Consider the following 26,380-nt stretch of genomic DNA (forward strand, 5'->3'; position numbering starts at 1 on the left):
AGCACAAAAGTTTGTTCTGAACGCTACTGACACGCACGCCCAAGTCCAAGAAGAACACTAGCATATGATGCAAACCGTCACGTTTGAAAAGGTTCTCGGCGACAAGAGAATCTTTGTTACCGGCCATACGGGCTTCACCGGAGGGTGGGCGTGCCTTTGGCTCAAATCACTTGGCGCGACGGTCCACGGTTTTTCGCTTCCGCCCGAAACTACACCCTCACTCTTCGATGCTTTGCATCTGGAAGATGACATCCCTACGACCTTCGGGGATATTCGGGATGCGCAAGCGCTACGGCGGGCTGTCGAAGCATTTCAGCCCGACCTCATCCTCCACCTTGCAGCCCAACCTTTGGTGAGGCGCTCCTACCGGATACCGGTCGAGACCTTCGAAGTGAATGCCCAGGGCACTGCACATGTGCTTGAAGCCGCTCGGCACGTCAAGACGGTCAAGGGTGTGCTTTGTATAACGACCGACAAAGTCTACAAGAACAACGAATGGGCTTGGCCGTATCGCGAGAACGATCCACTCGGTGGCAAGGATCCGTACAGCGCATCCAAATCCGCCGCTGAAATGGTGATCCAGAGTTATGCCGCGTCCTACCCCTGGCAACAGGGCGAAGGACCGGCCATTGCCACAGCCCGTGGTGGCAACATTATCGGCGGTGGCGACTGGTCCGAGGACCGCCTGGTGCCCGATTTCGTGCGCGCAGTGATGACCGGTGACTCGATGACCCTGCGCTATCCAGACGCCACTCGTCCTTGGCAGCATGTACTGGCCCTGGTGCACGGTTACCTGCTCATCCTCGCCGGCCTGATCGATCGCCCCGGCAAAGTAGCCAAGGCCTGGAACCTCGGGCCACACGAAATTAAACAGCACTCGGTTCGTGACGTACTTGAGCTGATGGCCGAAAACTGGCAACGCCCACGGCTCGAATACATGGACAATCCGTTGCCCGAAGCTCAAGCGCTCGCGCTGGACAGCTCCATGTCTCGGAATGAGCTTGGCTGGGTCCCTAGCTGGGATACTGAGCGGGTAGTACGCGAAACCGCGGCATGGTATCGCGATTACTACGACACCCCCGCTTCTGCCCGCGCAATATCGCTGCGCCAAATCCACGCTTGGCGGGAAGGCATCCTTGAATGAACTTCCTTCTTGGGGGACGTGGCCGCCTCGGGCAAGCGATCAGGGATAGTTATTCCGAAGACCAGATGGTGGCGCTGGAGCGCGATGCCTATGCCGCATGGAGCACCCCTGACGCCACCGATGCCGTGACGGACTATCTTGTGCAAGCAGGTGCCGATGAGGAATCGATCATCTTCGTTGCCTCCGGATTGCTCGACCCGCGGTCTCCGGAAGATGATCTGCGGGGCGTCAACTACCTGCTCCCGCGCAACGTCATCGAAGCCTCGCGCAAGCTGGGCTCCAAGGTTGTCACCTTCGGCACCGTCATGGAGGCGCTGCTCCACGAAGGCAATCCATACGTAAGGAGCAAGGCGGAACTGGGCCAGTACGTCGCCACAATGGACGCACCTGGCGTCGTGCATGTGCGGATCCACACCTTGTACGGCGGCAGCCCACCTAGTCCCTTCATGTTTCTCGGGCTAATACGAGCCGCCCTTCTCGACAATGCACCTTTCGCAATGACACATGGGCGCCAGCTTCGCGAATATCATCATGTAATGGACGACGCCCGCGCAGTGCGCGCCATTCTCGAGAGCGGTGCATCAGGGTGCGTAGACCTAAGCCACGGTAACCCAGTAAGCCTGAGGGACCTGGCCGAGCACATCTTCGCCTCAATGGGGGCGAGCGAACTCCTGGCGCTCGGCGCACTTCCCGAACCGCGGGAAGAGAACTACACACGCGTATTTCCTCGTCCGGCCATGTTAGATGGAGTGTTTTTTCGCGAAACGTTGCCGGCGGTCGCTCAGTACATGAAGGCACACTTGCCCGCGGAGAGCCAGGAAATCCGTAAGACTGGAGCAGCCCGTGACGGAAAATAAGCGCCCGCTCGTATCGATTTCTATTCCCGTCTTGAATGAAGAAGGAAACATTCAAGCGCTGTACAAGCGCCTCGTCGCTGTCGCATCGACCATGCAGGACAAGTGCGACCTGGAATTCGTGTTCTCCGACAACCATTCGGACGATGCCACTTGGACCATGCTGTCCGAGCTGTCGCGCCAGGATCCGCGCGTGCGCGCGATCCGCTTTTCCAAGAACGTCGGCTTCCAACGCTCCATTCTGGCGAACTACCTGCATACCAGAGGTGACGCGGTCATGCAGATCGATGCCGATCTGCAGGATCCTCCTGAGCTCTTGTCGACCTTTTTTGAACACTGGCAGGCAGGCAGCCAAGTTGTCTATGGTGTGCGAAGGAAGCGGCGAGAAAATGCCATTCTCAATGCATTTCGTCGGTTCGGGTATTGGGTAATCGATAAAGTCAGCGAGCATCCGGTGCCGCGCGACGCAGGCGATTTTCGCCTGATAGACCGCAAGGTGATTGACGCTCTTGTGCAAATCAAAACACCCAGTCCCTACCTGCGCGGCATGATTGCGGGACTTGGCTTCAAGCAGACCGGCCTTTCATACGATCGTAATGCGCGCCAAGCCGGTGAAAGCAAGTTCAACATGGCGCGCTTGATCCGGCTAGGCCTTACCGCTGTCTTCAACCACTCGACTGTGCCGCTTCGAATGGCATCGTTCCTGGGTATCGTCATCCTGGTTGGCAGCTTTCTCGGCGCCCTGTACTACCTTCTTTTGCGCTGGATCCAGCCTTCTCTGCCTCAGGGCATGGCGAGCATTCATATCCTCGTATTGTTCGGCATCGGACTTAATGCATTTCTGCTTGGCATCATTGGCGAATATCTGCTTCGCATCTATCTGGTGCTACGCGACGAGCCGCTAGCCATTGTCGAGCAGAGTCTCAACTTCAATAGCGCAGAACTCAAACTCTGAAAGGGAATTGCATGAAAGCAGTCATTCTCGCCGGCGGACTCGGCACGCGCATCGCTGAGGAGTCGGACACCAAGCCCAAGCCCATGGTTGAAATCGGCGGAAAACCGCTGCTCTGGCACATCATGAAGAGCTACAACCATCACGGTATCAAGGACTTCATCGTCTGCCTGGGCTATAAGGGCTATGTGATCAAAGAGTTCTTCTTTAATTACTACCGTCATATGTCCGATATGACGATCGACCTAAAGAATGGCGAGCACCAGATCCGCAATAACCATGCGGAAGATTGGCGCGTGACTTTGATCGACACGGGCCCGGATACGATGACCGGTGGACGGCTCAAGCGAGTCGCCTCCTACATCGGCAACGAAACCTTCTGCCTGACTTACGGTGACGGTCTAGCTGACATCGACATCACGGCCGAGCTGGCCTTTCACCGTAGCCATGGAAAGCTGGCTACAGTTGCAGCGGTGCAACCTCCCGGCCGTTTCGGTGTGCTGAACATCAATCGCGATCAGCACGTCACAAGCTTCGAGGAGAAGCCGAGCGACGAAATCGGCTGGATCAACGGCGGATTCTTCGTGCTGGAACCCGGCGTCATCGACTATATCGAGGGTGACGGTACCTCCTGGGAACGAGCGCCGCTCGCCAACCTTGCCAAAGATGGTCAGCTCGCCGCATTCCATCACACCGGCTTCTGGCAACCGTGCGACACACTGCGCGACAAACGCGAGCTCGAGTCGTTGTGGGCCACGGGAAACGCACCGTGGCAGATTCGAGGCGAGGCATGACCATTTCGCCCCTCTCTCAGAGGCGCGGCAAGTGGGGCAAACAGGTGTTGGGCATTATCGCCACACTTGCATGCCTGCTCTTCGTGGGATCGCGCATCGACTTTGCTGAGGTGGGTCAGGCCATCAAGCAGTTCCGCTGGCCATTCCTGGCACTTGGCATCGCATCTCTCGCCTTTGATTACGCGCTACGCATCGCGCGCTGGGCCATGATGCTTCGCGCGGCCTCGGCCAAGGCCGCCACTTTTCGCAATTGCAGCGCGCCCTTCCTGGCTTCCATCGCTCTGAACAATGTGCTGCCCTTGCGACTTGGGGACGTTGTTCGTGCTCTGGTGTTTCCCAAGGCGATGGGTATCAACCGAACGACGGCGACCAGTAGCCTGGTGATGGAACGCCTCGTGGATCTGATGACCTTGCTGGCATGCCTCGCCATAGGCCTATTTGCGGTAACGACCATCAGTATCCCCCCCTCAATTCGCGATACGGCCGTCAGCTTGACGATCGCAGGCGGTATCTCGCTTGCACTCGGCCTGGCATTCAGCGGCTTGCTGGCCAAGTACTTTCAGCGCCTGGCGGAACATCGCCTCACGACCCACGGCCAGCAGGACCGCATCGCAAAGGCGTTCGCCACGATCCGTGAACTACTGGAAGGCTTCCAGGCCATGGCGCGCGCCCGTACCCTGCTACCGCTGTTCCTGATCTCCATGCTGATCTGGGCGTGCGAATCCGGCCTGTTCTATTTCACCCTGCAAGGCCTCGGTATGCAGGCGAGCCCGGTAATGGCGCTAATGGTAATGTCCATGGCAACGCTCGCAACGCTCGCGCCTTCCTCTCCTGGCTATGTTGGACCATTTCATCTTGCCGCGTTTGCCGCAATTTCGCTGATGGGTGGAACTTCTGCGCAAGCAGGCAGCTATGCAGTCATCGCCCATCTCGCACTGTGGGCACCCACCACTATCGCTGGCGCCATCGCCATCGGCTTTCGCCCCGAACTCTTCCGCGCAGTACGCGGGCAACCCGCTTTGACCTGACGAACGATGATGAATAAATATGACGTTGTGATCGTTGGCGCTGGCTTCACTGGCCTGACCGCCGCATATGAGCTGACCAAGCAAGGCAAGCGCGTACTTGTCGTCGAGGCAGACGAGCATCCCGGCGGGCTTGCTGGCGTCTTCGAGTTTGAAGACGGAGTCAAAGTCGAAAAGTTCTACCACCACTGGTTCAATAACGACGTCTATGTACCGGAGCTCGTGAAGGAACTTGGCATGGAGGGCGACGTCATCCTCCTGCCCACGCGTACCGGCATGTATTTCAACGGGCGGATCTGGAAGCTCTCCACACCGCTTGACCTGTTGCGTTTCAAAGCATTGTCCCTACTGGACCGAGTACGCCTTGGCCTGCTAGTGCTGCAGGTCCGCCGCATCAAAGACTGGAAGACCATCGAGCACCTGAGCATCCGCGAGTGGCTTGAGCCCTTGTGTGGCAAGAAAGTCTACAAAGTCGTGTGGGAACCGCTCATCAACGCCAAGTTCTCGGTATTCGCCGAAGCGGTGAACGCTGTATGGATGTGGAAGAAGCTTGTGCTGCGTGGGAGCACGCGCAATAGCAAGGGCGGCGAAGAGTTGGCGTACTTCAAGGGAGGCTTTGGCCGCCTCGCCGAAGCGCTGGTCCAGGCCATACGCCGGCAAGGCGGCGAGGTCATGTTCCGCGCGCGTGCCACCGGCGTCGAAACGGAGGGCGGCAAGGTCAGCGCCTTGAACACTGATCATGGCACCATTCGTGGCGATAAGTTCCTGCTCACCCCGTCTTTTCCCCTGGTGGCGGACGTGCTAGAGGGGAGCGTTGCGCCGAGCTGGCTCGACGGCCTGCGCCGCGTGCGCTACTTGGGAAATCTGTGCCTGGTCCTTCGTCTGAAACAGAGTCTATCGGAGACCTACTGGCTCAACGTCAATGACCCTGGATTCCCCTTCGTCGGCGTCATCGAGCACACCAATTTCGACGCGCCCTCGAATTACAAGGGATCGCACATCGCGTATTTGTCGCGCTACCTCGCTACCGAGGATGAGGTGTGGAGTTACACCGATGAGCAGTATCTGGCCTATGCGTTTGATCATCTCAAGCGCATGTTCCCGCAAATCGATCGCTCCTGGATCATCGACTATAAAGTCTGGCGCTCCGAATATGCTCAGCCAGTCACTGAACGCAATTACTCTAAGTACGTGCCTGGCCGAGGGACGCCATTAAGTAATTTGCACATCTCGACCATGGCGCAGATTTATCCCGAAGACCGTGGCACCAACTACGCCATACGCGAAGGCCGCGAACTCGCGGAGATGCTTTCGGGCGCATGATGAATCCACCGCTCCAGAGAAACGTCCCGCTCCCTCTGGATGCAATGAACTCCTTTATGGACAAACGACTTCTTCTAGTATTTCGCATCGGACTGCTATGCGTAGGTCTTTTCCTGCTGCTCATAGTCGACCGTGAGTTCGGAGTGGCAGATAACGGCGATTTCACTCGCTATGTGCAGTCTTACCTCGTCAAACCAGCAGGTCAGGAGGTCAACTGGCCCGCGCGAGAAGCGACCAAAGCCTGGCACGACCGCTTCGTCGTTCAGCCTCTGATGTATTGGGATACCGGTAGCCACCCCGAAAGTCCGACATGGTCAACGTCGGCAAACGTGTTCTGGAGGTCCGGCCGTGCGCTTAACGCCATGTTCTTCAGCAAAGACACGCTCAGCATCAGATACATAGGCACCTTCTTCTTTTTGCTGCAAGCCGTAGCTCTGGTCATTGCGGTATGGACCATCAAGGGGCGCACTGCCCACGTGGTGACCGCTCTGCTTGTGATTTTCCTTGCGCTTACTAATGCAAAGATCGCAGCTTTCTATAACTCGTTCTATGCAGAATCCGTTCCGCTACTGGCCATGCTATGCATGCTCGCTTACTTCTTCACCCGAATGCTGTCGGATACGGACTCGCAGCTGTCGCAACGACTTTCATCGCTGCTGGGGCTTGCTACGCTTGCGATGCTTTACTTGGCTATTTTCTCCAAACGGCAATATGTCTATTTTGCCGTTCCCGCAACATTCATGACGTATCATCTGCTTTTCTCAAGACGTCCACATCGCACTGCCGTAAAGACCGCACGCCTTGTAGCTTGTGGATTAGTGATTACTGGCGCCACCGCCATGCTGACGTATACAAGCCGGGTCGGCAACGAATCGGAAGTGGCGCTTTCACGCGTTACCAGCTATCACGCTCTTTACTACGGCCTGCTCCCCCAATCCCATAAGCAGGATAAGTTGCTATTCAAGCTCGGGTTGCCGAGTTCGTCGTCCGCCCTCATCGGTAAATCCGCGTGGGATGCCTCGACACTTCAGTTCATAAGGGACACGCCGCAGATCACGGTTAAGGCCTATTTGAAAGCCATTTATATCGATCCCCAGGCCTTCGTTAAATCCTTATTCTTCAATATCCAGCAAATAGGGAACTTCGATATCGAACTGGGTATGGTGCCCGGTGCCGAGATGCGGCAGCCACGCTCACTGATCAGCATGTTCACCAAAGTTCCGACCAAGCTAGCTGGCCAAGGGCTATTTATCGCGGCAATCCTTCTCGCTGCCGCAATGACCTTGTTCCGCTGCGGCCTCGACGCGACTCAGTTCGCAGCCAATCGCCTTTTCGCGCTGATGCTGCTGGCGATATTGTGCTGTGACGCAGTGATCTCCACCTTCGATGGCCAGCAAGAGGCGCGAAAGCACCTTTTGATTGGCAGCCTGGCTGCAACGCTTATCATCTGGCAAGCACTCGTCACGGTCGCCGGTTTCAGCCGTCAATCACTATCGAAAACCAAGGGCGCCGTAGTTCATTAATCTCGGCGATTAGCGAAGACGTCTTGGCGGCTTCCTACCTCTCCGCCAGATACGACAACGCCCCCATATGGGGGCGTTGTCGTATCTGGCGGAGAGGGTGGGATTCGAACCCACGGTACGCTTACACGTACGCCTGATTTCGAGTCAGGTACATTCGACCACTCTGCCACCTCTCCGATGGGGTCACACTGTGGTCCGCGCGAGCCGGTTATGATACGCGAGGCGATTCACCGTGACAACTCCCCTGTCATGGGGCATGCTCCCTGCAGACATTTCTCCCGGATGCCCATGATCGAGTTCGGACACGGTACCCACGTCGGCCTACGGCGAGCGCGCAACGAAGATACCTACTATGCCGATGCCGGCCTGGGTCTGTTCCTGGTGGCCGACGGAATGGGTGGACACCAGCATGGTGAAGTGGCATCAGCCTTGGTGCGCGATGCCATCGTTGACCTGGTGACACGCGGACATAGCTTGGCCGACGCAATCAAGGGCGCGGACGAGCGGCTAATGGTGCTGGCACGCAGCTACCGTGATGCCCTTCCCATGGGCACTACCATCGCCGCCCTACGGCTGGCTGCGAACAGTTATGAAGTGGCTTGGGTTGGAGACAGCCGCATCTACCTGTGGAGGAACGGCCTGAAGCAGATCAGCCACGACCATTCGCTCGTGCAGGAACTGGTCGCCACCGGCACGCTAGACCCGACCCTGGCTGCGCACCATCCGCAACGCAATGTCATCACCCAGGCGCTAGGCATCACCGCAGTGGATCAGCTCCATATCGGCTTGGCCCGCGGGAAGCTCGAGTCAGGCATGAGTTTTCTACTGTGCAGCGACGGACTAACCGAGGAAGTGAGCGACGCGCGCCTGGCCGCTATCGTGGAACGTCGCGATCTCGCGGCGCAGGAATGCGTGGATCACCTCTTGCTCGCTGCTCTAGACGCCGGTGGCAGCGACAATATCAGCGTCATTCTGGCTCGAGCCAACTAAGTTCGATCTGACGCTTAACCCGCTGCCGCTTCCGCCGTAGGTGCATCTTCCTTGCGCCAGATGCTCATGCCTCCCGAGCTCTTATCCAGCGCGTCCAGCCGGCGTTCGTGCGCCGTGAGCTCATCCGCGTCGGCGCGCAGCACCTTGGGGCGGCGGTGCAGCACGACCGGCGCGATCACCTGGGGGACACCGTTCTGCTCCGGAGCGCTTTCGAAACCCAGGTCCAGCGCGACCTGGCCCGACGTCATGGCCAGGTACACCTCGGCCAGCAGCTGAGCGTCGATCAGGCCGCCATGCAAGTCACGCGCAGAATTGTCCACGCCAAGGCGTTTGCATAGCGCATCCAGGCTGTTGCGCTGGCCCGGATAGCGTTCGCGTGCCATCACCAGCGTGTCGATGACCGGGCAATGATCGGCGATCCGTCCGTACCGCTCGCCAAGGCGCGCTAGCTCAGCATCCAGAAAGCCGACGTCGAAGGTCGCATTGTGGATGATCAGTTCCGAGCCCTGGATGAAAGCGAGGAACTCCTCCGCCACCTCCGCAAAGCGCGGCTTGTCGAGCAGGAACTCATCCTCGATACCGGTAACCTGCTTGGCCCCCTCGTCGATCAATCGGTCAGGGTTGAGGTAGGTCTGGTAATGGCGGCCGGTCGGGCGGCGCGCCACCATCTCCACACAGGCGATTTCGATCAGCCGGTGGCCTTGGCGAACCTCCAGGCCGGTGGTCTCGGTATCGAGGACGATCTGCCTCATCGCTTGCTCCTGTATTGCTCGGCCTGCTCACGGGCGGCCACGTCGACGCGCTCGTTTTCGACGTGGCCATTATGGCCGCGGACCCAGGCCCAGCGCAGCTGATGCACCTCCGCCGCGGCCGCGAGGCGTTGCCAGAGATCCTGATTCTTCACTGGCTTCTTGTCGGCCGTCATCCAGCCATTGGCGCGCCACTTGGGAATCCATTGCTCGATGCCCTGCATGACGTAGCGCGAATCGGTGGTGAGCGTCACTTTGCATGGACGCGTCAGCGTCTCCAGCGCGGCGATTGCCGCCATCAGCTCCATGCGGTTGTTGGTGGTATCCGGTTCGCCGCCGGCGATCAGGCGTTCCGTTCCCTTGGCGCGCAGCAGCGCGGCCCAGCCGCCTGGCCCCGGATTGCCGAGGCAGGCGCCATCGGTAAAAGCTTCCACTTCAGTCATCGTTACCTGCGTCAGAATCGAAAGTCATGTATCGGAGCGAGGTATCGCGCCTCGCACCGGGCGCCAGTTTTACATTGACCGGCGCAGGCACCAGCGCCGGCTTCAACTTGGGCAACGCCGTTACCCGGCGACGCTTGCGGGCAATCAGCACGTATGCCCCGCCCAGCGGATGCACGCCCGTGGCATGCGTGCCGGCGTTCGGCCATACATGCCCTACGCGCTCGATCCGCTCGACGTCCAACTCTCCGGCGCGTACCCAGCGCTCGAGGATCAAAGGCGATGTCAACACAGGCATGGCACCGCCACGCCGCTGCCAATAGACCCAGGGCAGCCAGCCACTGAACGGATGCAGGCCGGTCAGGGCCAGGACACCGCCGGGCGCCAGGACGCGGCAGGCCTCACGCAGAAGGGCCTGGGGAACCGGCGCCACCTCAAGAGCGTGGCGCAGAAGCACCAGCCCGAAGGCATCGTCCAGGAACGGAAGTGGCTCGTCGGAACGCGCCCTCACATCCCCCTGGAACCGCTGCCCCACCAGGCGCATGCGCGCCCAGCAGCCCATCAGCGGCAGCACCGGCGGATGATCGTGCGACAGGGCCGACAGCAACAAGGCATGCGATCCCGCGCAGCGCTGCAGATGCGGCGCCATCGCCGACGCCTCCTCGGCCAACAAGTGGCGAAGATGCGCGCTGGCATAGATGTCTTTGTCGCGCTGCGGCATGAACTCGGGGACCTGCAATCGAACCGAAAGTGTAGCGGTTGACGACCGCGACCGGGCTCACAGCGGGAGTTCCAACAGTGGCACACGGCTGAACGTGCAGGCCGCCGTTAACAACATGCTAACGAGCCACCCGCCACGCCGCTTTATAGTCCCGGGCTTCGCGCAAGCCGGGACGCCTGCGCCAGTCGATACGAAACCGCAGTGGAGTCCCCCTTGCACGTCGTACCGTTACCGGCGCTTGCCGACAACTACATCTGGCTGCTGTACGACGAGGCGGGCGACGCGATCGTGGTCGATCCGGGCGATGCCGCGCCCGTGGAAGCTGCGCTCGTCGAACGCGGGCTGCGCCTGCGCGCCATCTTGCTCACCCATCATCACAACGACCACATCGGCGGCGTCGCCGCGCTCCTGGCCAAGCATCAGGTGCCGGTCTATGCACCACACGACGAGCGCATCGAGAGCGCCAGCCATTTCGTGACGGAGGGCGAGGAAGTATCGCTGGAACAGCCACGCGCCAGTTTCCGCGTGATGGCGATTCCTGGCCATACGCGCAGCCATATCGCTTACGTCGGCGAAGGCGTGCTCCTGTGTGGCGACACGCTTTTCAGCATGGGCTGCGGCCGTCTGTTCGAAGGCACGCCACAGCAGATGCTCGCCTCACTGGATCGGTTGGCTGCGCTGCCGAGCGATCTCGCCGTTTGCTGCGCGCACGAATATACCGCCGCCAACGGCCGCTTCGCCCGGACCGTGGAGCCCGGCAATACCGCCCTTGAGCAGCGCATCGCACAAGTCCGTGCTATGCGCGAAAAGGAACAACCGACGCTTCCCATCGCGCTTTCCACGGAACGCGCCACCAACCCTTTCCTGCGGGTCGACAGCGATGAAGTCGCGCGATGGTGCGAGCGCCATGGCGCCGATGCCGACCGCGTCTCGCGCTTCGCCACCCTGCGCGCTGCCAAGGATGACTTCCGCGCATGACACGCCCTTCTCTCCGTATCCTTCCCGGTGCCCTGGCCCTCGCGCTTGCCGCCTGCGCCGGCACCCCGTCGCAACAGTCCGCCACGCCCCCGCCGGGCAAACTGGTGAAGCCGCCTCAAGGCAAACCCATCGTCGGCGACGTGGCGCGCACGATCCCCGCACCAGCCGCCCCGCGGGACACAGCGAATGTCTGGGATCAACTGCGCGGCAGCTTTGCCATGGCCGACTGCGACGCGGATCCGGCGATCATGGATTGGGCAAGGCGCTATACGCAGAACCCGACGGCGTTCGAAGCGCAGATGCGCGAAGTGATGCCCCGCCTGATATATGTCCAGCAGATTGCCGCGAAGCATGGCGTCGCCGGCGAATTCGCTTTACTCCCTTGGGTGGAAAGCCACTATCGCCCGGTACCCGGCAATAAAGGTAATCCCGCAGGCATGTGGCAGATCATGCCGGTCACCGCGAATGCGCTCGGCATGCGTGTGGACAAGAATTTCGATGGCCGCCTGGACATGCCCAAGGCTACCGATTCGATCATGGCGCTGCTCAAGCGATATCACGACGACCTTGGCGACTGGCGGATGGCCGATTACGCGTTCAACGCGGGCGAATTCGCGGCGCGCAAGCTGATCGACCGCTACGGCTTGCCAGCGGACGAACCGGCCATTCCCAAAATGCCGGTCAAGCGGATCACCCGCGAACACCTGACCAAGCTGTTGGCGATTTCCTGCGTAGTGCGCGAACCGGGGCGCTTCAGGGTGAATCTGCCGCTGATATCCACTGAACAACAGCTGGTCTCGGTCGACCTGGATCAATCGATGCCCATCGCCCAGGCCGCCAACCATGCCGGCATGACCGTGGATGAGCTCAAGGATCTCAATGCGGGCTTTCGCAACGGCTATTTCGACAAACACGCCGCCTCTTACCTGGTGATGCCCAGCGGCCGCGTGGAACAGTTCCGCAATTCGCTGCTGCAGAACGCCGGTAATGTCGCCGGCACTGATACTGCCAGCGCCGGTCCGTCGTCGCCGCCCAGCGGCCCCTCTACGATGAACGACGAAATCATCAGCCGCGGCAAGACCCAGGCCGCGACGCCGACCCGTACACACACCGTGAAAGCCGGCGAGACCCTCTGGAACATCGCACGCCATTACTCGATCGACGTGAACCAGCTCAAGCGCTGGAACCGCCTGCAAGGCTCGTCGTTGCGCCTTGGCCAAGTGCTCAAGCTCAGCGACCAGAGCTGATGATTTCTTGCGCCGCTGCGCGTCACAGCGGCTGCTAGACTGGCTGCGCCGAGTCCAACTCACGCAGCACACCGGGGAGAACGCATGGGATTCCTGCACGGCAAGCGCGCCTTGATCGTTGGCATCGCCAGCCAGCGCTCGATCGCCTGGGGCATCGCCAATGCCATGCATCGCGAAGGCGCGCAGCTCGCATTCACCTATCAGAACGAGCGTCTCAAGGACCGGGTCGACGAGGCCGGCAATGCATTCGGCTCCAACATCGTGCTTCCCTGCGATGTCGCGGACGACACGCAGATCGAACACTTGTTCATTGACTTGGCGAAACACTGGGACGGCCTGGACATCTTGGTCCACTCAGTCGGCTATGCACCGCGCGAGGCCTTGCAGGGCGAGTTTCTGGATCACCTCACGCGCGAGAATTTCAACATCGCGCACGACATCTCCAGCTACAGTCTGGCCGCACTGGCCAAGGCAGCGCGGCCGCTGATGGGTGGTCGCGGCGGCGCCATTCTCACCTTGAGCTACCTCGGTGCGGAACGCGCGCTGTCAGGCTACAACGTGATGGGCCTGGCTAAAGCCAGCCTCGAAGCCAACGTGCGCTATCTCGCCCTCAATCTAGGCCAGGAAGGCACTCGCGTGAACGCCATTTCCGCCGGCCCCATCAAGACATTGGCGGCGGCCGGCGTCTCCAACTTTCGAAAGATGCTCGATCATGTGGAAGAAAATGCGCCGCTGCGCCGAAGCGTAACCATCGACGAAGTCGGCAACGTCGCCGCGTTTCTCTGCTCTGATCTAGCCTCCGGCGTCACCGGTGAAGTCAGCTACGTCGATGCTGGATACAACATTCTCGGCATGACAGGTGTCTAGCCGGCAAGCTTGATAAAACGAAAAAGGCGGCCATCGACCGCCTTTTTGCCATTCGTTCTATCGAGCTGCGTTACATGCGATCCGTCGCGACCTTGATCTCGGTCTTCGCCTTCAGCGCATCGATAAACGCCTGCGTGGCCGACGCGCCATACACGCGTGCCATCTGCTGACGCAGCATCGTGCGTTGCTCCGCCGGCAGTTTAGAGAGATCGGCATCCTGCACCTTGTCCAGCGCCAGCAGTACGTACGAACCATCCTGCTGCGACACGCTGGTGTACTGCGGCTTGCCTTGCGCCGGATGCGGCAGTTTGAACGCCGCCATCAGCAGCTCCGGCGGAACATCACCTACGCCACGCGTGACCTCGTTCACTGCCTTGACGGGTGCGCCCGCCGATGCTGCAACGGTCGCCATATCTTCGCCCTTCTGCAAACGGGCCAGCAATTCATCGGCCTTGGCCTTGGCGGCGGCAGCGACGCGCTCGTCGAGAATCTTCTGGCGCACGACATCGCGCACGTCGGCAAGCGGCTTGGCCGCGGCAGCCACGTGCTTGTCGACGTGAATGACCACAGCATGGTTGTTGCCAAGGTCGATCAGGCCTGAGTTGTTCCCTTGCGCCAGCACATCATCCGCGAACGCAGCCTGTGCAACCTTCGGATTGGCGGCAATACCGGCACCACCCTGGCGTGAGAACAGCTCGCTTGTCTTGATCGGCAGACCGAGCGCCTGCGAAGCCGGCTCCAGCGAGCCTGGATTCTGATAGGCGTTGTCCGTGAGCTTGCCGGCAATCTCGTTGAACTTGCGGTCACGCTCGCCGGTCGCCGCTTCCTTGGCAAGCTCATCGCGGACTTCGCCGAACGGCTTGGCCTGGCCGCTACGCACGTCACGCAGATACAGCACGTGGTAGCCCTCGTCGGACAGCACCGGCTTGGACACCTGACCCTTCTGCATCGCGAACAGCGCCTCGTCGAAGGCGGGATTGGCCACACCCTTCTCCAGCCAACCCAGGTCGCCGCCGGCTCGCTTGGAACCGAGATCGTCGGACGACTGCTGGGCCAGCTTGGCGAAGTTGTCCGGCTTCGCCTCGGAGGCGATCTGCTCGGCCTTGGCGAGCGCGGCCTTCTGCTGTTCCGGCGTAGCGTTCTTCGGCACGTTGACGAGGATGTGCGACACCAGGCGCTGCTCGGGCATCACGAAGCGCTGCTTCTGGTCTTCGTAGCGCTTCTTCAGGTCGTCGTCGCTGGGTTGCGCGTCTACCTTCAGATCATTGCCATCGACTTCGATGTATTTCACCGAGACCTGCTCGGGCGTCATGAAGTCGGCCTGATGCGACTTGTAATAAGCGTCGATCTGCGCGTCGTCCACCTTGCTGTCGGTCAGCGCAGGACGCGGCAACGCGAAATAACGCAGATCGCGACGCTGCATGCTGAGATTGAGATAGCGATCGATGTCCGCGTCGGTGACGATGGTCGAAGCATCGATCGCATTGGGCAGCTGGCTGACATTCAACTCATTACGCAGCTCGGCCTCGAACTGGTTGGAGGTCTTGCCCGTACCGGCGAGGAAAGCGCGATACAGGCCGGCGTCGAACTTGCCGTCCTTCTGCACGCCCGGAATGCCCATGATGGTGTCGCGCAGTTCCTGGTCGGAAACGCGCATGCCAAGATCGGAAGCCGCATCCACCAGCAAGCGCTGGTCGATCATGGCGTTCACCACGCGCAGCTTGTTCTCCGGCTTCTCGAACGCGGCGGCATCGAACTGCTCGCCCTGCTGCGCCACCATCTGCTGGCGCAGGCCGTTCATGCGTTCCTGGAACTCCTGCTGAGAGATCTCATGCTTGCCGACCTTCGCCACGAAGGTCTCCGTCCGCGACATGAAGTAGGACTCGATGCCGAAGAACGAAATCGCGAAAACGCAAACGCCCAGAATGACGATGGACGGCCATCCGTGAAGCTTGGTACGTAGTGCCTGCAGCATGGGAATCTTCCCGTCGAGGGTTGATCGATGCGCCCTGAGCGGCGCGGTCCATAAAAAACAAAGGCGCCACGCGGGCGCCCTTGCGAACTGTGGCGGAGCGGACGGGACTCGAACCCGCGACCTCCGGCGTGACAGGCCAGCATTCTAACCGACTGAACTACCGCTCCGCAGTTTTCTGGTGGGTGCTGTAGGGATCGAACCTACGACCATCGCCTTGTAAGGGCGGTGCTCTACCGCTGAGCTAAGCACCCGAAACCAAGCGACGAGCCGCTTAGTTTAGGGCATCCTTAAGGGTCTTGCCAGCCTTGAACGCCGGGACCTTCGAGGCCTTGATCTTGATCGTTTCGTTGGTGCGCGGGTTGCGGCCAGTGCGGGCAGCACGCTTGCGCACGGTGAAGGTGCCAAAGCCAACGACCGACACATCGTCACCCTTCTTCAGCGCCTTCTGCACGGTCTCGAAGAAAGCTTCGAGCGCGCGACCAGCATCAGCCTTGGTGAGCTCGGCCTTTTCGGCAATGGCATTGATCAGATCGGTTTTATTCATTGAGACACTCCCTTAAACGATTATGCGGCCCGCGTGGTCAGTCTGGGACGAAACGACGCCGACTTCGAATGGTTGGCGACCCTGTTGGCGCCGCCCCGCGACCCCGCATCGATGCGCTTCCGACGTCGCGCGTGGATTGCGGTGCCGCCCTTTATACCAGTGGCCCCTAGGGTCCGCAATACAAGCAATACCAAGGCTTTCAGGGTATTGGAGGCCTCGGAAAAGCACTTGCAATATGCGGTATGAAACGTTACGAGAAACACCTGCGGGACGACTTTCGAACATAAAAAAGTGGCATGCCAGAGGCATGCCACTTTCGTACGGTCACGTTGGCGAAAAGACTCAATGGGGACGCGCGGGCGTCTCCGCGGAATCCTCTTCGATCGGGCCATCCACCTTTTCTACCTTGGCGGCCTTGCCCGCGGCTTCCTCGTCCTTCGCATGCCGCGGTTGCAGCGGTCGCTCCAACGCGATATCGAGCACCTCATCGATCCAGCGTACTGCATGAATGTCTAGCTGACGGGTGATGTTCTCCGGGATATCGGCCAAGTCCTTCTTGTTCTCTTCCGGAATGATCACCGTGGTGATACCGCCGCGATGAGCTGCGAGCAGCTTTTCCTTCAGACCGCCGATCGGCAGCACGCGACCGCGCAGGGTTATCTCACCGGTCATCGCCACTTCCGAACGCACCGGTACCTTCGTCAGCGCCGACACCAGCGCAGTGCACATGGCGATACCCGCGCTCGGGCCATCCTTCGGCGTCGCACCCTCCGGCACGTGGATGTGGATATCGAGGTTCTGGTGGAACTCCGGATCGATGCCCAGGCGATCAACACGAGCCCGCACCACCGAAAGCGCCGCCTGGATGGATTCCTTCATCACGTCGCCGAGCTGGCCGGTATGCACCAGCCGGCCCTTGCCCTGCACCACGGAGGCTTCGATGCTCAGCAGATCGCCGCCCACCTGAGTCCACGCCAGGCCCGTGACCAGGCCGACCTCGTTCTGCTGCTCCTTGCGGCCGAAATCGAAACGACGCACGCCGAGGTAATGCTCCAGATTGTCCGAATCGACTTTCACCGCACCCGGCGTCGCCGGCTTCTTCGACTTCGCCGTCTTCACTGCCTTCGCGGTCTCGGCCTTCGCCTTGCTCTTACTCGGAGCCTTTTTCACTTCACCCAGGGTGAGCTCCTTCACCACCTTGCGGCAGATCTTGGAAATTTCGCGCTCAAGGTTGCGCACGCCGGATTCGCGGGTGTAGTAGCGCACGATGTCGCGAATCGCCTCTCCATCGACGCTGAGTTCGCCTTCCTTCAGGCCATTGGCCTTCAGCTGCTTGGGAAGCAGGTACTTCAGCGCAATCGCCAGCTTCTCATCCTCGGTATAGCCGGGGATGCGGATGACCTCCATGCGATCCAGCAACGGGCCAGGAATGTTGAGCGAGTTGGCGGTGGCGACCCACATCACCTCGGAAAGATCGAGATCGACTTCCAGGTAGTGATCGTTGAACGCGTGGTTCTGCTCCGGATCCAAAACTTCGAGCAGTGCCGACGACGGATCGCCACGGAAGTCCATCGACATCTTGTCGATCTCGTCCAGCACGAACAGCGGATTCTTGGTGCCGACCTTGTTGAGGTTCTGCACGATGCGGCCGGGCATCGAACCGATGTATGTGCGGCGATGACCACGGATCTCGGCCTCGTCGCGCACGCCGCCCAGGCTCATGCGGACGAACTTGCGGTTCGTCGCCTTCGCGATGGACTGGCCGAGCGAGGTCTTGCCCACGCCAGGCGGCCCGACCAGGCACAGGATCGGGCCCTTCATGGTGTTGACGCGCTGCTGCACGGCCAGGTACTCGAGGATGCGTTCCTTGACCTTCTCCAGCCCGAAGTGGTCGGCGTCGAGCACGTCCTGCGCCAGTTGAAGGTCCTTGCGCACCTTGGTGCGCTTCTTCCATGGCACGCCGACCAGCCAGTCCAGATAGTTGCGCACCACCGTGGCCTCGGCCGACATCGGCGACATCTGGCGCAGCTTGCCGAACTCCTGGCGCGCCTTGGCCAGCACCGCCTTGGGCATGCCGGCATTGTCGATCTTCTTCTGCAGCTCTTCGACTTCGTTCGGGCCTTCCTCGCCCTCGCCCAGCTCCTTCTGGATCGCCTTCATCTGCTCGTTGAGGTAGTACTCGCGCTGGCTCTTCTCCATCTGCGACTTCACGCGTCCGCGGATGCGCTTTTCGACCTGCTGCAGATCCATCTCGCCGTCGACCAGGCCGATCAGCAATTCCAGACGCTGGCCGACGTCGGCCGTCTCCAGCACTTTCTGCTTGTCTGCCATGCGCACGGATAGATGCGCGGCAATCGAATCGGCCAGGCGCGATGGATCATCGATGCCGGACAGGGTGGCCAACACTTCGGGCGGCAGCTTGCGGCTCTGCTTGACCAACTGTTCGAACAGCGACACCAGCGTGCGCGACACCACGTCGAGCTCGCGCTCCTTGGCGGAGTACTGCGGCTCGATGATGCGGGAGGTGGCCATCAGCATGCCCCCCTCCTCCTGGTACTTCTCGACGGATACGCGTGCCTGTCCTTCCACCAGCACCTTCACGGTGCCATCGGGAAGCTTCAGCAGCTGCAAGACGCCCGCGAGCGTGCCGATCTGATGGAGGTCGGCCACGGCCGGATCGTCGATGTCCGGACTCTTCTGCGCCACCAGCAGGATCTGGCGCTCGCCCTCCATGGCGCGCTCGAGCGCGCGCATCGACTTGTCACGGCCAACGAACAGCGGGATGACCATGTGCGGGTAGACCACCACGTCGCGCAGCGGCAGGACCGGAAGCGCGTCCAGGGCGGCGCCGGAGGCAACGGGAAGGGGGGCATTTTTTGCCATGTAAATGGTTCCCTCGGGGGACTGAAGCGACTACGCCCCGACACTGCGCCGGAGGCATCTGATCGTCAAGTGGAGGCCAGGGCGTCCCCATACAAGTGCGCGCCGGGCAACGAAAACAAAACGGCCCCGGTGGATGCCGGGGCCGCTCGTCTAGCCAGGGACCGGGCGCTCAGGCCGCGTCGCCGCCCTCGCCAGCCACCCGCTGCTGCAGGTTGCCGCGGTAGATCAGGTAAGGCTCGGCCTGACCGTTGATCACCGCATCGTCCACAACCACCTTGCTCACGTGCTCCAGAGACGGCAGCTCGTACATGGTGTCCAGCAGCACCTGCTCCAGAATGGTGCGCAGGCCACGTGCGCCGGTCTTGCGCTTGAGCGCCTTGCGGGCGATCGCCTGCAAAGCCTCCGGGCGGAATTCCAGTTCCACGCCTTCCATCTCGAACAGTTTCTTGAACTGCTTGGTGACGGCATTTCTGGGTTCGGTCAGGATCTTGACCAGAGCGGCCTCATCCAGCTCGTCCAGCGTAGCGACCACCGGCAGGCGGCCGACGAACTCCGGAATCAGGCCAAAACGAACCAGGTCAGCCGGTTCCACATCCGCCAGCACCTTGCCCAGGTTCTCCGTACGTTCCTTGCTGCGGACTTCGGCGGAGAAGCCGATGCCCGTGGTCTCGGAACGCTGCTGGATCACCTTTTCCAGGCCGGCGAACGCGCCGCCGCAGATGAACAGGATGTTCTTGGTGTCCACCTGCAGGAATTCCTGCTGCGGATGCTTGCGCCCGCCCTGCGGCGGCACCGAAGCCAGCGTGCCTTCGATCAGCTTCAGCAGCGCCTGCTGCACGCCCTCACCGGACACGTCGCGGGTGATCGACGGGTTTTCGCTCTTGCGCGAGATCTTGTCGATTTCGTCGATGTAGACGATGCCCGACTGCGCCTTGTCGACGTCGTAGTCGCACTTCTGCAGCAGCTTCTGGATGATGTTCTCCACGTCCTCGCCCACGTAACCGGCCTCGGTCAACGTGGTGGCGTCGGCGATGGTGAACGGCACGTTGAGCAGGCGCGCCAGCGTCTCGGCAAGCAGGGTCTTGCCCGAGCCGGTGGGACCGATCAGGAGAATATTGGACTTGCCCAGCTCGACGTCGTCGCTCTTTTGACGCGACTCCATGCGCTTGTAGTGGTTGTACACGGCCACCGCCAGCGCCTTCTTGGCGCGAGTCTGGCCGACCACATACTGGTCGAGCGTCTCCATGATCTCGCGGGGCTTGGGCAGCTGGCTGCGCCCGGAGGCGGCCTTCTCCTCCAGCTCCTCACGAATGATGTCGTTGCAAAGCTCCACGCACTCGTCGCAGATGAACACGGACGGACCCGCGATCAGCTTGCGCACTTCGTGCTGGCTCTTGCCGCAGAAGGAGCAATAGAGAATCTTGCCGCTGTCGTTGGAACGGCCCTGCCGCTCGTCAGTCATGCTGTAACCCTGCTGTAAATCGGTTGCGATGCGAGAATAGCACAGGGTTCCGCGTCCAATTCCAGACGCAGAACCCGGCTTTCAAGCCCTGTAACGGCCGTAAATCAGGCCGACTTGACCGTTTCGACGGCGCGGCGGTCCAGCACCTGGTCAATCAGGCCGTATTCGCGGGCGGCCTCGGCACTCATGAACCGATCACGCTCCATGTCTCGCTCGATCTTGTCCAGCGGCTGGCCCGTGTGTTGCACATAAATGTCATTCAGGCGGCGACGCAGGTACAGGATTTCCTGAGCCTGGATCTCGATGTCCGTCGCCTGGCCCCGGGCACCACCCGACGGCTGGTGGATCATCACGCGCGAATTGGGCAGCGAATAGCGCTTGCCCTTGGCACCGGCCATCAGCAGCAGCGACGCGGCGCTGCACGCCTGACCGATGCACATCGTGCTGACGTCCGGCTTGATGAACTGCATGGTGTCGTAGATCGCCAGGCCGGCGGTGACCGCACCACCCGGGCTGTTGATGTACAGATGGATGTCCTTGTCCGGATTCTCGGACTCCAGGAACAGCATCTGCGCGACCAGCACATTGGCGACCTGGTCGTTCACCTCGCCGACGAGGAAGATCACGCGCTCCTTCAGGAGACGCGAATAGATGTCGTACGAACGCTCGCCGCGGGCCGTCTGCTCGACGACGATCGGCACCAGGTTGAGGTTCTGGATCGGGTCCATGGCCATGCTTGTCGCTCTCCGGTTGATTCGCCTGATGGTGCTTGGCCGGCCTTGGCCGAACCAGCTTTCATCGAACTGATCGTGCTGGAAATCGCAAAAAACCGCCATCCGGGCGATATCGCGCATCCAAACGCACGGTTCGTGCCGTCACCCGCTGCGCGGCCAGGCCTGCAAAGGCCGGCCGCGCGCGACGCTCATCCGAGGGTCGGGCGGGTGCCGAAAGGCACCTGCCTCAGGCGCTGACCGGGCGCATCACCTCGTCGAAGCTCAGGTTCTCGTCGGTGGTCTTGGCGTTGTCCGCCACCCACAGCGCGACCTGGTCTTCCATCACGCGGTTCTGCAGCCCGGACATCAGTTGGGGGTCGGAGTTGTACAGTTCAATGACCTTTTCCGGCTCTTCGTAGGTCGAGGCGATCGCGGCCAGCTGCTCAGCCAGGCGCGTGCGATCGAGCTTGAGCTCCTGCTTGCGGGCGATCTCGCCCATCAGCAGGCCAGCGATCACGCGCTTGCGCGCCATCGGGGTGGCGGCCTCGACCAGCTGCTGCGGCGGCTGCTGGCCGCGCGGCACGCTGCCGGAAGCGAGACTCTGGGCCTCCGACTGAATCATGATCTTCGGCACGTCGAGGCCATCGTGAGCGTCGGCAAGCTTCTCTGCCACCTGCGACTTCAGGCGGGCCATCAGGGTCGCCTTCAGTTCGCGCTCGAGGTTGTTGCGCACTTCCTTGCGGAACTTCTCCAGGTCGCCGTCGACGATGCCGAACAGTTTGGCGAACTCGGCATCCACCGCCGGGAGCTTGGGCTCCTGCACCTTCACGATCTTGAACGACACCTTGGCGGTCTTGCCGGCCAGGTTCTCGTTGCGGAAGTCAGCGGGGAAATCCACGTCCGCCTCGAACTCGTCGCCAGCCGAACGGCCGGTCAAGGCCTCGTCCAGCGCCTTGAACAGCGTGCCCGAGCCGAGCACGCTGCCGGCGCGCTCCAGGCCTTCGACCGGGAAGCGGTAGTCGCCGGCCACGGCGCTGTATTCGAACATCACGAAATCGCCCTCGGCCGAAGCGCGGGACACTTCGTCGAAGCTGCGGCGCTGGGCGCGCAGGGTTTCGATCATCTTCTCGATGTCGGCGTCAGCCACTTCGGCCACCGGACGCTTGATCTCCAGGCCGGCGACGTCGATCTGCGGGAACTCCGGCATGATCTCGAAGGTGGCGGTGTAGGTGATCTCGCCATTTTCCGGACGGCCGGTGGTATCCACCGACGGGTTGGCGATCGGGCGCAGGTTTTCCTTCTCCACGGCTTCGCGCAGCGTCGCGCCGATCAGATCGGACAACACCTCGCCACGCACCTGGTCGCCGAAGCGCTGCTGGATCACCGCGGTCGGCACCTTGCCCGGACGGAAGCCCTTCAGGCGCACCGTGCGGCCCATCTCGGCGATGCGCGCGCTGACCTGCGACTCGAAGCGCTCCGCGGGGAATTTCACCGTGAGCTTGCGCTCGAGCTTGCCAACGTTTTCAACCGAAACCTGCATGACGTCTCCTGGAATACCCGAAAGTGCGCGCCGTCCGCGCCCGGCGGCAGCGCCGCCCGCAAAAACAAACCTTTTCGATAAGGGAGTGGTGCGAAAGGTGGGACTCGAACCCACACGGGGGTTACCCGCCAGAACCTAAATCTGGTGCGTCTACCAATTTCGCCACTTTCGCATCGAAGCGACTCGGGAAGCGGCCTCTAAGCTACGGATGTCACGGGAAATTTGTGCAGGCTGAGCGCCTGCCCCATCCCCCGATCGCACCCAGGCCCCTCGCCCTAAGTCGATGATTCCCTTACACGAAAGCGGGCCATTTTACGGTTGCGCGCGGCGGCAAGACAAGCGAGGCGAGCCCCTCGTGCCGCTGCCCATAAAGATGTCGCGCACTCAAGGGCTTGCGAGCCCGGGCCAGCCACGCCGCCGTCTCAGAGTTCTCGGAGAACCCGGAATCCGACACGTCCGCTGCGCACGCTCCCGTCCGCGCCCTGGCGATAGGCCGAACGAACCTGGTCGGGCGAGCTGCCCCAGGAACCACCCCGCACCACCCGGCTCGAGCACCCAGGGTTCACCCAGGCGCTGCCATCGGCCGGCGCGCGCACATAGCTGTCGTGCCAGCAGTCCATCACCCATTCGGAAACATTGCCGTCGATATCGAACAGACCATACGGATTGGCCTCGAAGCTCATCACCGGCGCCGGGCCCCAATAGCCGTCGCGGTACTTCTCGAACGCATTGCTCCAGCGCCGTCCGCTCTGCGAGCGGTCTCCCGCACCGGTGAGGTTCTCCACCTTTCGCGTCGGCGCGCCATTGCCCCACCAGTACCGGGTCGTCGTTCCGCCGCGAAGCGCATACTCGAACTCCGCCTCGCTCGGCAGCCGGTAGCGCTTGCCGGTGCGCTTGCCCAGCCAGTCCGCATAGGCCTTGGCATCGTTCCAGGACACATTCACCACCGGCAGGCGCTCGTCGCTGGCGGCGCGGCCGGCGTAATCGCTCTGCCAGGTGGCGTCCGGATCGTCACGCAGCGCGCCGCTGCGCTCGTCGTACACGCTGGCGCCGCCCAGCTTCACCGAATCCGGCTGGTAGCCGCTCGCGCGCACGAACTCGCGGAACTGGCCGACGGTCACTTCCGAACGGGATAGCGCGAAGCCCTTGCCGATGGTGACGTCATGCGGCGGCATCTCCGCGCCGCTCTGCCCTTCTTCGCCATCCGGCGCGCCCATGCTGAAGCTGCCGGTGGGGATTACGACCATCGACGGCGCCTGTCCGGGCAGATCCACATAACGGTCGGTGAAGACTTGTCCCGGCTTGTAGCTGGCGTACAGGCGCGCATTGGTCATGCGTTCCTGGAAGTCGCTCAGCCCGGTCAGGTCGGGCGCCAGTTCCTTCACCTGCTCGGCCAGCTGCAGGGCGAGCGCCTGGTCGCCGGCATCCAGCGCCGAGCGAGCCTGCGCCAGCAGGTTGGCCGCACGCTGATGACGGATGCCGTCCACCCGCGTCTGCACATCCTGCAGAGCCGGCGAATTGGGCAGGATGGCCGCCGCCTCGGTCAGCGCCGCTCCCGCACCCTTGAAATCGTTGGTCGCCACTGCGGCCAGGGCACGATCCAGCACGGCGCGCTGCACCTGCAGGATGCCTTGCGCCGCCACCGCATTCTCCGGATCCAGCTGCTGCACCTGCCGGTAGAGCTCCAGCGCGTTGCCGCCCTTGGGTTCGTCCACCTTGCCCCGCTGCAGCAAAGCCGCCGCCTGCGCCAGCATCGGGCGCACCTGCGCTAGCGTCTTGAGCTTATCCTCGACCTGCGCCACGTCATCCTTGCTGTCGGGCACGTCCTTCAGCGCTGCGAGCAGATCCTTGGCCGACTCCTCGTCGCCGATCAGGATGTCCTGCCCGATCTCCGCCACCAATCGTGCGCGCACTTCGTACAAGCCCTGAGCTGCGCGCCGGCTGTCAGGCTTCAACTTCAGAGCCTCGGCGAACAGCGCCGCCGCGCCGTCCTTGTCGCCCGCCAACTGACCGCCGCGCAAGGCCTTGTTGGCCTTGTCCAGCAGCGCCTCCACCTCGGGCGTGTCGATACTCTTCTGGTCAGGCAGGTTCTCGTTCTTCTTGCCCATACGCGCCACGATCACCTCGGTCGGCGCCAGCGTGAGCGGCGGACCGGCATCGAGTTCCGCCTGTATGGACGCGGCCGGCGCGCGCGCGCCGCCGAGCGGCGCGGCCGCCGGTCCCAGGTTCATCGCACGCCGCGTCTGCGTGCGCGTGGGGTCCACATGAAAGACGCGCGGAAAGAAGTGATAGACCAGCGCCATCCCGAGCACGACCACGCCGAGCGCCCCACCCAGGGTGCGCTGGCGTCGTACGGTTTCCTTGCTCGGCATGGTGGGCGTCCTTGGGGCGGCCTGCTAAGGTGCGCCGCTAACCATAGGCACAAACCACTGACAGGACAATGAGCGATGCATGTCCGTCAGGCTGCGAAGGACGCGTCGATGCAACTCCCTCTCACCCCGGCGGCGGATTGGATTACCAGCCGCGATGCGCTCGAGCAATGGCTCGCCGCGCTGCCCGCCGACGCCGCGCTGGATCTCGATACCGAGTTCATGCGCCGCAATACCTTCTATCCGCAGCTGGCGCTGCTGCAGCTGGGCTGGAACAAGCGCTACGCGCTGGTCGACCCGCTCGCCTTCGACATCGGCGATGCACTGCGCCCGCTGCTTGGCAACGGCAAGTCGCTGACCATCATGCATAGCGGCAGCGAAGACCTCGAAGCGCTCGCCCCGCTGTTGCCCGGCGGCCCCGCCAGGCTGTTCGACACGCAGATCGCCGCCGCCTTCGTCGGCATGGGGCTGGGCATCAGCTATCGCGCACTCGTCGCCGAACTGGTCGGCGCCGAACTCGACAAGGGCGAGACCCGCTCAGACTGGATGCAGCGCCCGCTCACCGATTCGCAACGCGCATACGCCACGCTCGACGTCGTCTATCTCGAGCCGGTTCGCGAACAGCTGGCCGAACGCCTCGGCCAGCGCGGACGCACCGCCTGGCATGCCGAAGATTGCGAACGCCTCAAGCGCCGCGCCTGCGTGCGCGAAGGCGATGCGCAGCCACAGGAAGGCTTCCGTGGTGCCGCCGACTGGCACCCCGTGCAACAGGCGCGCCTGCGTCGCATCTTGCGATGGCGCGATGCCACTGCCCGCAAGGAAGACCGTCCGCGCCCCTGGCTGCTCGAAGACGCCCAGGCCATGAACCTGGCCCAGCTGCCGCCACAAAGCATGTCCGAGCTGGACAACCGCACACGCGGCCAGCGCGCCTTGCGCAGCCCCCAGCGCACGGAGCTGTTCCACCTCCTGCAGCAGCCCATCACCGACGACGATCTGGCCGCCACCGCGCCCATCCCCGGCGTTCCGCAGGGCGAAGCCAAGAAGGCCCTGGCGGCGATGAAGGATGTGGTGGATGCCACCTCGCTCGAACTGGACCTGCCCGCCGGCCTGCTCTGCCCGCGCAAAGTGCTGGAAACCTACGTCGTCACCCGCCAGTGGCCGGATTTCCTCGAAGGCTGGCGCCGCGGCGAGCTCCACGACCGCCTCGCCAGCCGCCTGCCGGACTGACCGGCGCGATCGCCGGGGGGCTTGGCGGACGCCTTGCCCCGCTGCTAGTATTTGCGGCTC

The 26,380-nt window shown here is 62.0% G+C and carries 22 protein-coding genes and 4 tRNA genes; 12 read left to right on the forward strand and 14 right to left on the reverse strand.

Translation table 11 applies throughout. The features are described from left to right. Positions 1–64 precede the first annotated feature (64 nt). From rfbG to wsfD, 7 genes are read left to right on the forward strand one after another with little or no spacing between them, the layout of a single operon-like run. Positions 65–1,144, forward strand: a complete 1,080-nt coding sequence (rfbG, locus tag ACNR9O_RS12260) for a CDP-glucose 4,6-dehydratase (RefSeq protein ID WP_473680130.1) — start codon at positions 65–67, stop codon at positions 1,142–1,144. After that, positions 1,141–2,001, forward strand: a complete 861-nt coding sequence (locus tag ACNR9O_RS12265) for an NAD-dependent epimerase/dehydratase family protein (RefSeq protein ID WP_473680128.1) — start codon at positions 1,141–1,143, stop codon at positions 1,999–2,001. Before rfbG ends, ACNR9O_RS12265 begins: the two co-directional genes overlap by 4 nt. Further along, positions 1,988–2,953 carry a glycosyltransferase family 2 protein gene (locus ACNR9O_RS12270; RefSeq protein ID WP_473680126.1) on the forward strand — a complete coding sequence of 322 codons (966 nt, stop codon included), beginning with the start codon at positions 1,988–1,990 and terminating at the stop codon, positions 2,951–2,953. Before ACNR9O_RS12265 ends, ACNR9O_RS12270 begins: the two co-directional genes overlap by 14 nt. Before the next feature lie 11 nt (positions 2,954–2,964). After that, positions 2,965–3,744 (forward strand): glucose-1-phosphate cytidylyltransferase, encoded by a 780-nt coding sequence (gene rfbF, locus ACNR9O_RS12275; RefSeq protein WP_473680124.1) that lies wholly within the window; start codon positions 2,965–2,967, stop codon positions 3,742–3,744. Next, entirely contained in the window at positions 3,741–4,772 is a 1,032-nt protein-coding gene (locus ACNR9O_RS12280) for a lysylphosphatidylglycerol synthase transmembrane domain-containing protein (RefSeq protein WP_473680122.1), read from the forward strand. The genes rfbF and ACNR9O_RS12280 overlap by 4 nt, the downstream gene beginning before the upstream one ends. A gap of 9 nt (positions 4,773–4,781) precedes the next feature. Then, positions 4,782–6,092, forward strand: coding sequence for an NAD(P)/FAD-dependent oxidoreductase (locus tag ACNR9O_RS12285; RefSeq protein WP_473680120.1), 1,311 nt, complete (start codon positions 4,782–4,784; stop codon positions 6,090–6,092). A 56-nt stretch (positions 6,093–6,148) separates the two neighbouring features. Beyond that, complete coding sequence (gene wsfD / locus ACNR9O_RS12290; RefSeq protein WP_473680118.1) at positions 6,149–7,615, forward strand: glycan biosynthesis hexose transferase WsfD; 1,467 nt, start codon at positions 6,149–6,151, stop codon at positions 7,613–7,615. Between the two features lie 86 nt (positions 7,616–7,701). Here wsfD and ACNR9O_RS12295 read toward each other — a convergent pair. Beyond that, positions 7,702–7,791 (reverse strand) — tRNA-Ser (locus ACNR9O_RS12295). Between the two features lie 112 nt (positions 7,792–7,903). On the opposite strand from ACNR9O_RS12295, the gene ACNR9O_RS12300 reads away from it, so the two are divergent. Beyond that, positions 7,904–8,605 carry a PP2C family protein-serine/threonine phosphatase gene (locus ACNR9O_RS12300; protein WP_473680116.1) on the forward strand — a complete coding sequence of 234 codons (702 nt, stop codon included), beginning with the start codon at positions 7,904–7,906 and terminating at the stop codon, positions 8,603–8,605. 14 nt (positions 8,606–8,619) lie between these two features. Here the strand turns inward: ACNR9O_RS12300 and dnaQ are convergent, their stop codons facing one another. Genes dnaQ through ACNR9O_RS12315 form a run of 3 tightly spaced genes read right to left on the reverse strand, consistent with a single transcriptional unit; the run spans position 8,620 to position 10,515 of the window. Then, positions 8,620–9,357, reverse strand: coding sequence for a DNA polymerase III subunit epsilon (gene dnaQ, locus ACNR9O_RS12305; RefSeq protein ID WP_473680114.1), 738 nt, complete (start codon positions 9,355–9,357; stop codon positions 8,620–8,622). After that, positions 9,354–9,797: a ribonuclease HI gene (rnhA, locus tag ACNR9O_RS12310; protein ID WP_473680112.1), complete on the reverse strand. Its 444-nt coding sequence runs from the start codon at positions 9,795–9,797 to the stop codon at positions 9,354–9,356. The genes dnaQ and rnhA overlap by 4 nt, the downstream gene beginning before the upstream one ends. Further along, positions 9,790–10,515 (reverse strand): methyltransferase domain-containing protein, encoded by a 726-nt coding sequence (locus ACNR9O_RS12315; RefSeq protein ID WP_473680110.1) that lies wholly within the window; start codon positions 10,513–10,515, stop codon positions 9,790–9,792. Before ACNR9O_RS12315 ends, rnhA begins: the two co-directional genes overlap by 8 nt. A 213-nt stretch (positions 10,516–10,728) precedes the next feature. Here ACNR9O_RS12315 and gloB point away from each other — a divergent pair, with 213 nt between their 5' ends. The 3 genes from gloB to ACNR9O_RS12330 all read left to right on the forward strand — a co-directional run bounded on the left by gloB (position 10,729) and on the right by ACNR9O_RS12330 (position 13,607). After that, positions 10,729–11,493, forward strand: coding sequence for a hydroxyacylglutathione hydrolase (gloB, locus tag ACNR9O_RS12320; protein WP_473680108.1), 765 nt, complete (start codon positions 10,729–10,731; stop codon positions 11,491–11,493). Next, the gene (locus ACNR9O_RS12325; RefSeq protein ID WP_473680106.1) at positions 11,490–12,740 is read left to right on the forward strand and encodes a LysM peptidoglycan-binding domain-containing protein; all 1,251 of its coding nucleotides are present in this window, start codon (positions 11,490–11,492) and stop codon (positions 12,738–12,740) included. The genes gloB and ACNR9O_RS12325 overlap by 4 nt, the downstream gene beginning before the upstream one ends. Before the next feature lie 84 nt (positions 12,741–12,824). After that, positions 12,825–13,607: an enoyl-ACP reductase FabI gene (locus ACNR9O_RS12330; protein ID WP_473680104.1), complete on the forward strand. Its 783-nt coding sequence runs from the start codon at positions 12,825–12,827 to the stop codon at positions 13,605–13,607. 70 nt (positions 13,608–13,677) lie between these two features. Here ACNR9O_RS12330 and ACNR9O_RS12335 read toward each other — a convergent pair whose 3' ends face one another. From ACNR9O_RS12335 to ACNR9O_RS12380, 10 genes are all read right to left on the reverse strand, one after another. Next, positions 13,678–15,582, reverse strand: coding sequence for a SurA N-terminal domain-containing protein (locus ACNR9O_RS12335; RefSeq protein WP_473680102.1), 1,905 nt, complete (start codon positions 15,580–15,582; stop codon positions 13,678–13,680). 90 nt (positions 15,583–15,672) lie between these two features. Beyond that, positions 15,673–15,749 (reverse strand) — tRNA-Asp (locus tag ACNR9O_RS12340). A 9-nt stretch (positions 15,750–15,758) separates the two neighbouring features. Next, positions 15,759–15,833: transfer RNA gene (locus ACNR9O_RS12345), tRNA-Val, on the reverse strand. A 20-nt stretch (positions 15,834–15,853) separates the two neighbouring features. Continuing rightward, positions 15,854–16,126, reverse strand: coding sequence for an HU family DNA-binding protein (locus ACNR9O_RS12350; RefSeq protein ID WP_019465590.1), 273 nt, complete (start codon positions 16,124–16,126; stop codon positions 15,854–15,856). 342 nt (positions 16,127–16,468) lie between these two features. After that, a complete protein-coding gene (lon, locus tag ACNR9O_RS12355; RefSeq protein ID WP_473680099.1) occupies positions 16,469–19,009 on the reverse strand; it encodes an endopeptidase La in 2,541 nt (846 codons plus the stop codon). Positions 19,010–19,178: 169 nt separating this feature from the next. Further along, positions 19,179–20,471 carry an ATP-dependent Clp protease ATP-binding subunit ClpX gene (gene clpX / locus ACNR9O_RS12360; protein WP_473680097.1) on the reverse strand — a complete coding sequence of 431 codons (1,293 nt, stop codon included), beginning with the start codon at positions 20,469–20,471 and terminating at the stop codon, positions 19,179–19,181. A 104-nt stretch (positions 20,472–20,575) separates the two neighbouring features. Next, entirely contained in the window at positions 20,576–21,205 is a 630-nt protein-coding gene (gene clpP, locus ACNR9O_RS12365; RefSeq protein WP_473680095.1) for an ATP-dependent Clp endopeptidase proteolytic subunit ClpP, read from the reverse strand. 226 nt (positions 21,206–21,431) lie between these two features. Continuing rightward, positions 21,432–22,724: a trigger factor gene (gene tig, locus ACNR9O_RS12370; RefSeq protein ID WP_473680093.1), complete on the reverse strand. Its 1,293-nt coding sequence runs from the start codon at positions 22,722–22,724 to the stop codon at positions 21,432–21,434. Positions 22,725–22,810: 86 nt separating this feature from the next. Next, positions 22,811–22,896: transfer RNA gene (locus ACNR9O_RS12375), tRNA-Leu, on the reverse strand. A 250-nt stretch (positions 22,897–23,146) separates the two neighbouring features. Further along, positions 23,147–25,096 carry an SUMF1/EgtB/PvdO family nonheme iron enzyme gene (locus ACNR9O_RS12380; RefSeq protein WP_473680091.1) on the reverse strand — a complete coding sequence of 650 codons (1,950 nt, stop codon included), beginning with the start codon at positions 25,094–25,096 and terminating at the stop codon, positions 23,147–23,149. A gap of 108 nt (positions 25,097–25,204) precedes the next feature. Between ACNR9O_RS12380 and ACNR9O_RS12385 the strand changes: the two genes are divergently transcribed. Beyond that, positions 25,205–26,320, forward strand: a complete 1,116-nt coding sequence (locus ACNR9O_RS12385) for a ribonuclease D (RefSeq protein ID WP_473680089.1) — start codon at positions 25,205–25,207, stop codon at positions 26,318–26,320. Positions 26,321–26,380: the final 60 nt, after the last annotated feature.

Source organism: Dyella sp. CR10 (assembly GCF_055814425.1).

Excerpts from the sequence above, each read along its gene's own strand:
- ACNR9O_RS12335 (WP_473680102.1), bottom strand. The coding sequence starts at position 15,582 with ATGCTGCAGGCACTACGTACCAAGCTTCACGGATGGCCGTCCATCGTC.
- rfbG (WP_473680130.1), top strand. The coding sequence starts at position 65 with ATGATGCAAACCGTCACGTTTGAAAAGGTTCTCGGCGACAAGAGAATC.
- ACNR9O_RS12265 (WP_473680128.1), top strand. The coding sequence starts at position 1,141 with ATGAACTTCCTTCTTGGGGGACGTGGCCGCCTCGGGCAAGCGATCAGG.
- ACNR9O_RS12380 (WP_473680091.1), bottom strand. The coding sequence starts at position 25,096 with ATGCCGAGCAAGGAAACCGTACGACGCCAGCGCACCCTGGGTGGGGCG.
- ACNR9O_RS12280 (WP_473680122.1), top strand. The coding sequence starts at position 3,741 with ATGACCATTTCGCCCCTCTCTCAGAGGCGCGGCAAGTGGGGCAAACAG.
- ACNR9O_RS12330 (WP_473680104.1), top strand. The coding sequence starts at position 12,825 with ATGGGATTCCTGCACGGCAAGCGCGCCTTGATCGTTGGCATCGCCAGC.
- clpX (WP_473680097.1), bottom strand. The coding sequence starts at position 20,471 with ATGACTGACGAGCGGCAGGGCCGTTCCAACGACAGCGGCAAGATTCTC.
- ACNR9O_RS12325 (WP_473680106.1), top strand. The coding sequence starts at position 11,490 with ATGACACGCCCTTCTCTCCGTATCCTTCCCGGTGCCCTGGCCCTCGCG.
- clpP (WP_473680095.1), bottom strand. The coding sequence starts at position 21,205 with ATGGCCATGGACCCGATCCAGAACCTCAACCTGGTGCCGATCGTCGTC.
- dnaQ (WP_473680114.1), bottom strand. The coding sequence starts at position 9,357 with ATGAGGCAGATCGTCCTCGATACCGAGACCACCGGCCTGGAGGTTCGC.
- wsfD (WP_473680118.1), top strand. The coding sequence starts at position 6,149 with ATGGACAAACGACTTCTTCTAGTATTTCGCATCGGACTGCTATGCGTA.
- tig (WP_473680093.1), bottom strand. The coding sequence starts at position 22,724 with ATGCAGGTTTCGGTTGAAAACGTTGGCAAGCTCGAGCGCAAGCTCACG.
- lon (WP_473680099.1), bottom strand. The coding sequence starts at position 19,009 with ATGGCAAAAAATGCCCCCCTTCCCGTTGCCTCCGGCGCCGCCCTGGAC.
- ACNR9O_RS12300 (WP_473680116.1), top strand. The coding sequence starts at position 7,904 with ATGATCGAGTTCGGACACGGTACCCACGTCGGCCTACGGCGAGCGCGC.
- ACNR9O_RS12315 (WP_473680110.1), bottom strand. The coding sequence starts at position 10,515 with ATGCCGCAGCGCGACAAAGACATCTATGCCAGCGCGCATCTTCGCCAC.
- ACNR9O_RS12385 (WP_473680089.1), top strand. The coding sequence starts at position 25,205 with ATGCAACTCCCTCTCACCCCGGCGGCGGATTGGATTACCAGCCGCGAT.
- rnhA (WP_473680112.1), bottom strand. The coding sequence starts at position 9,797 with ATGACTGAAGTGGAAGCTTTTACCGATGGCGCCTGCCTCGGCAATCCG.
- ACNR9O_RS12285 (WP_473680120.1), top strand. The coding sequence starts at position 4,782 with ATGAATAAATATGACGTTGTGATCGTTGGCGCTGGCTTCACTGGCCTG.
- ACNR9O_RS12350 (WP_019465590.1), bottom strand. The coding sequence starts at position 16,126 with ATGAATAAAACCGATCTGATCAATGCCATTGCCGAAAAGGCCGAGCTC.
- rfbF (WP_473680124.1), top strand. The coding sequence starts at position 2,965 with ATGAAAGCAGTCATTCTCGCCGGCGGACTCGGCACGCGCATCGCTGAG.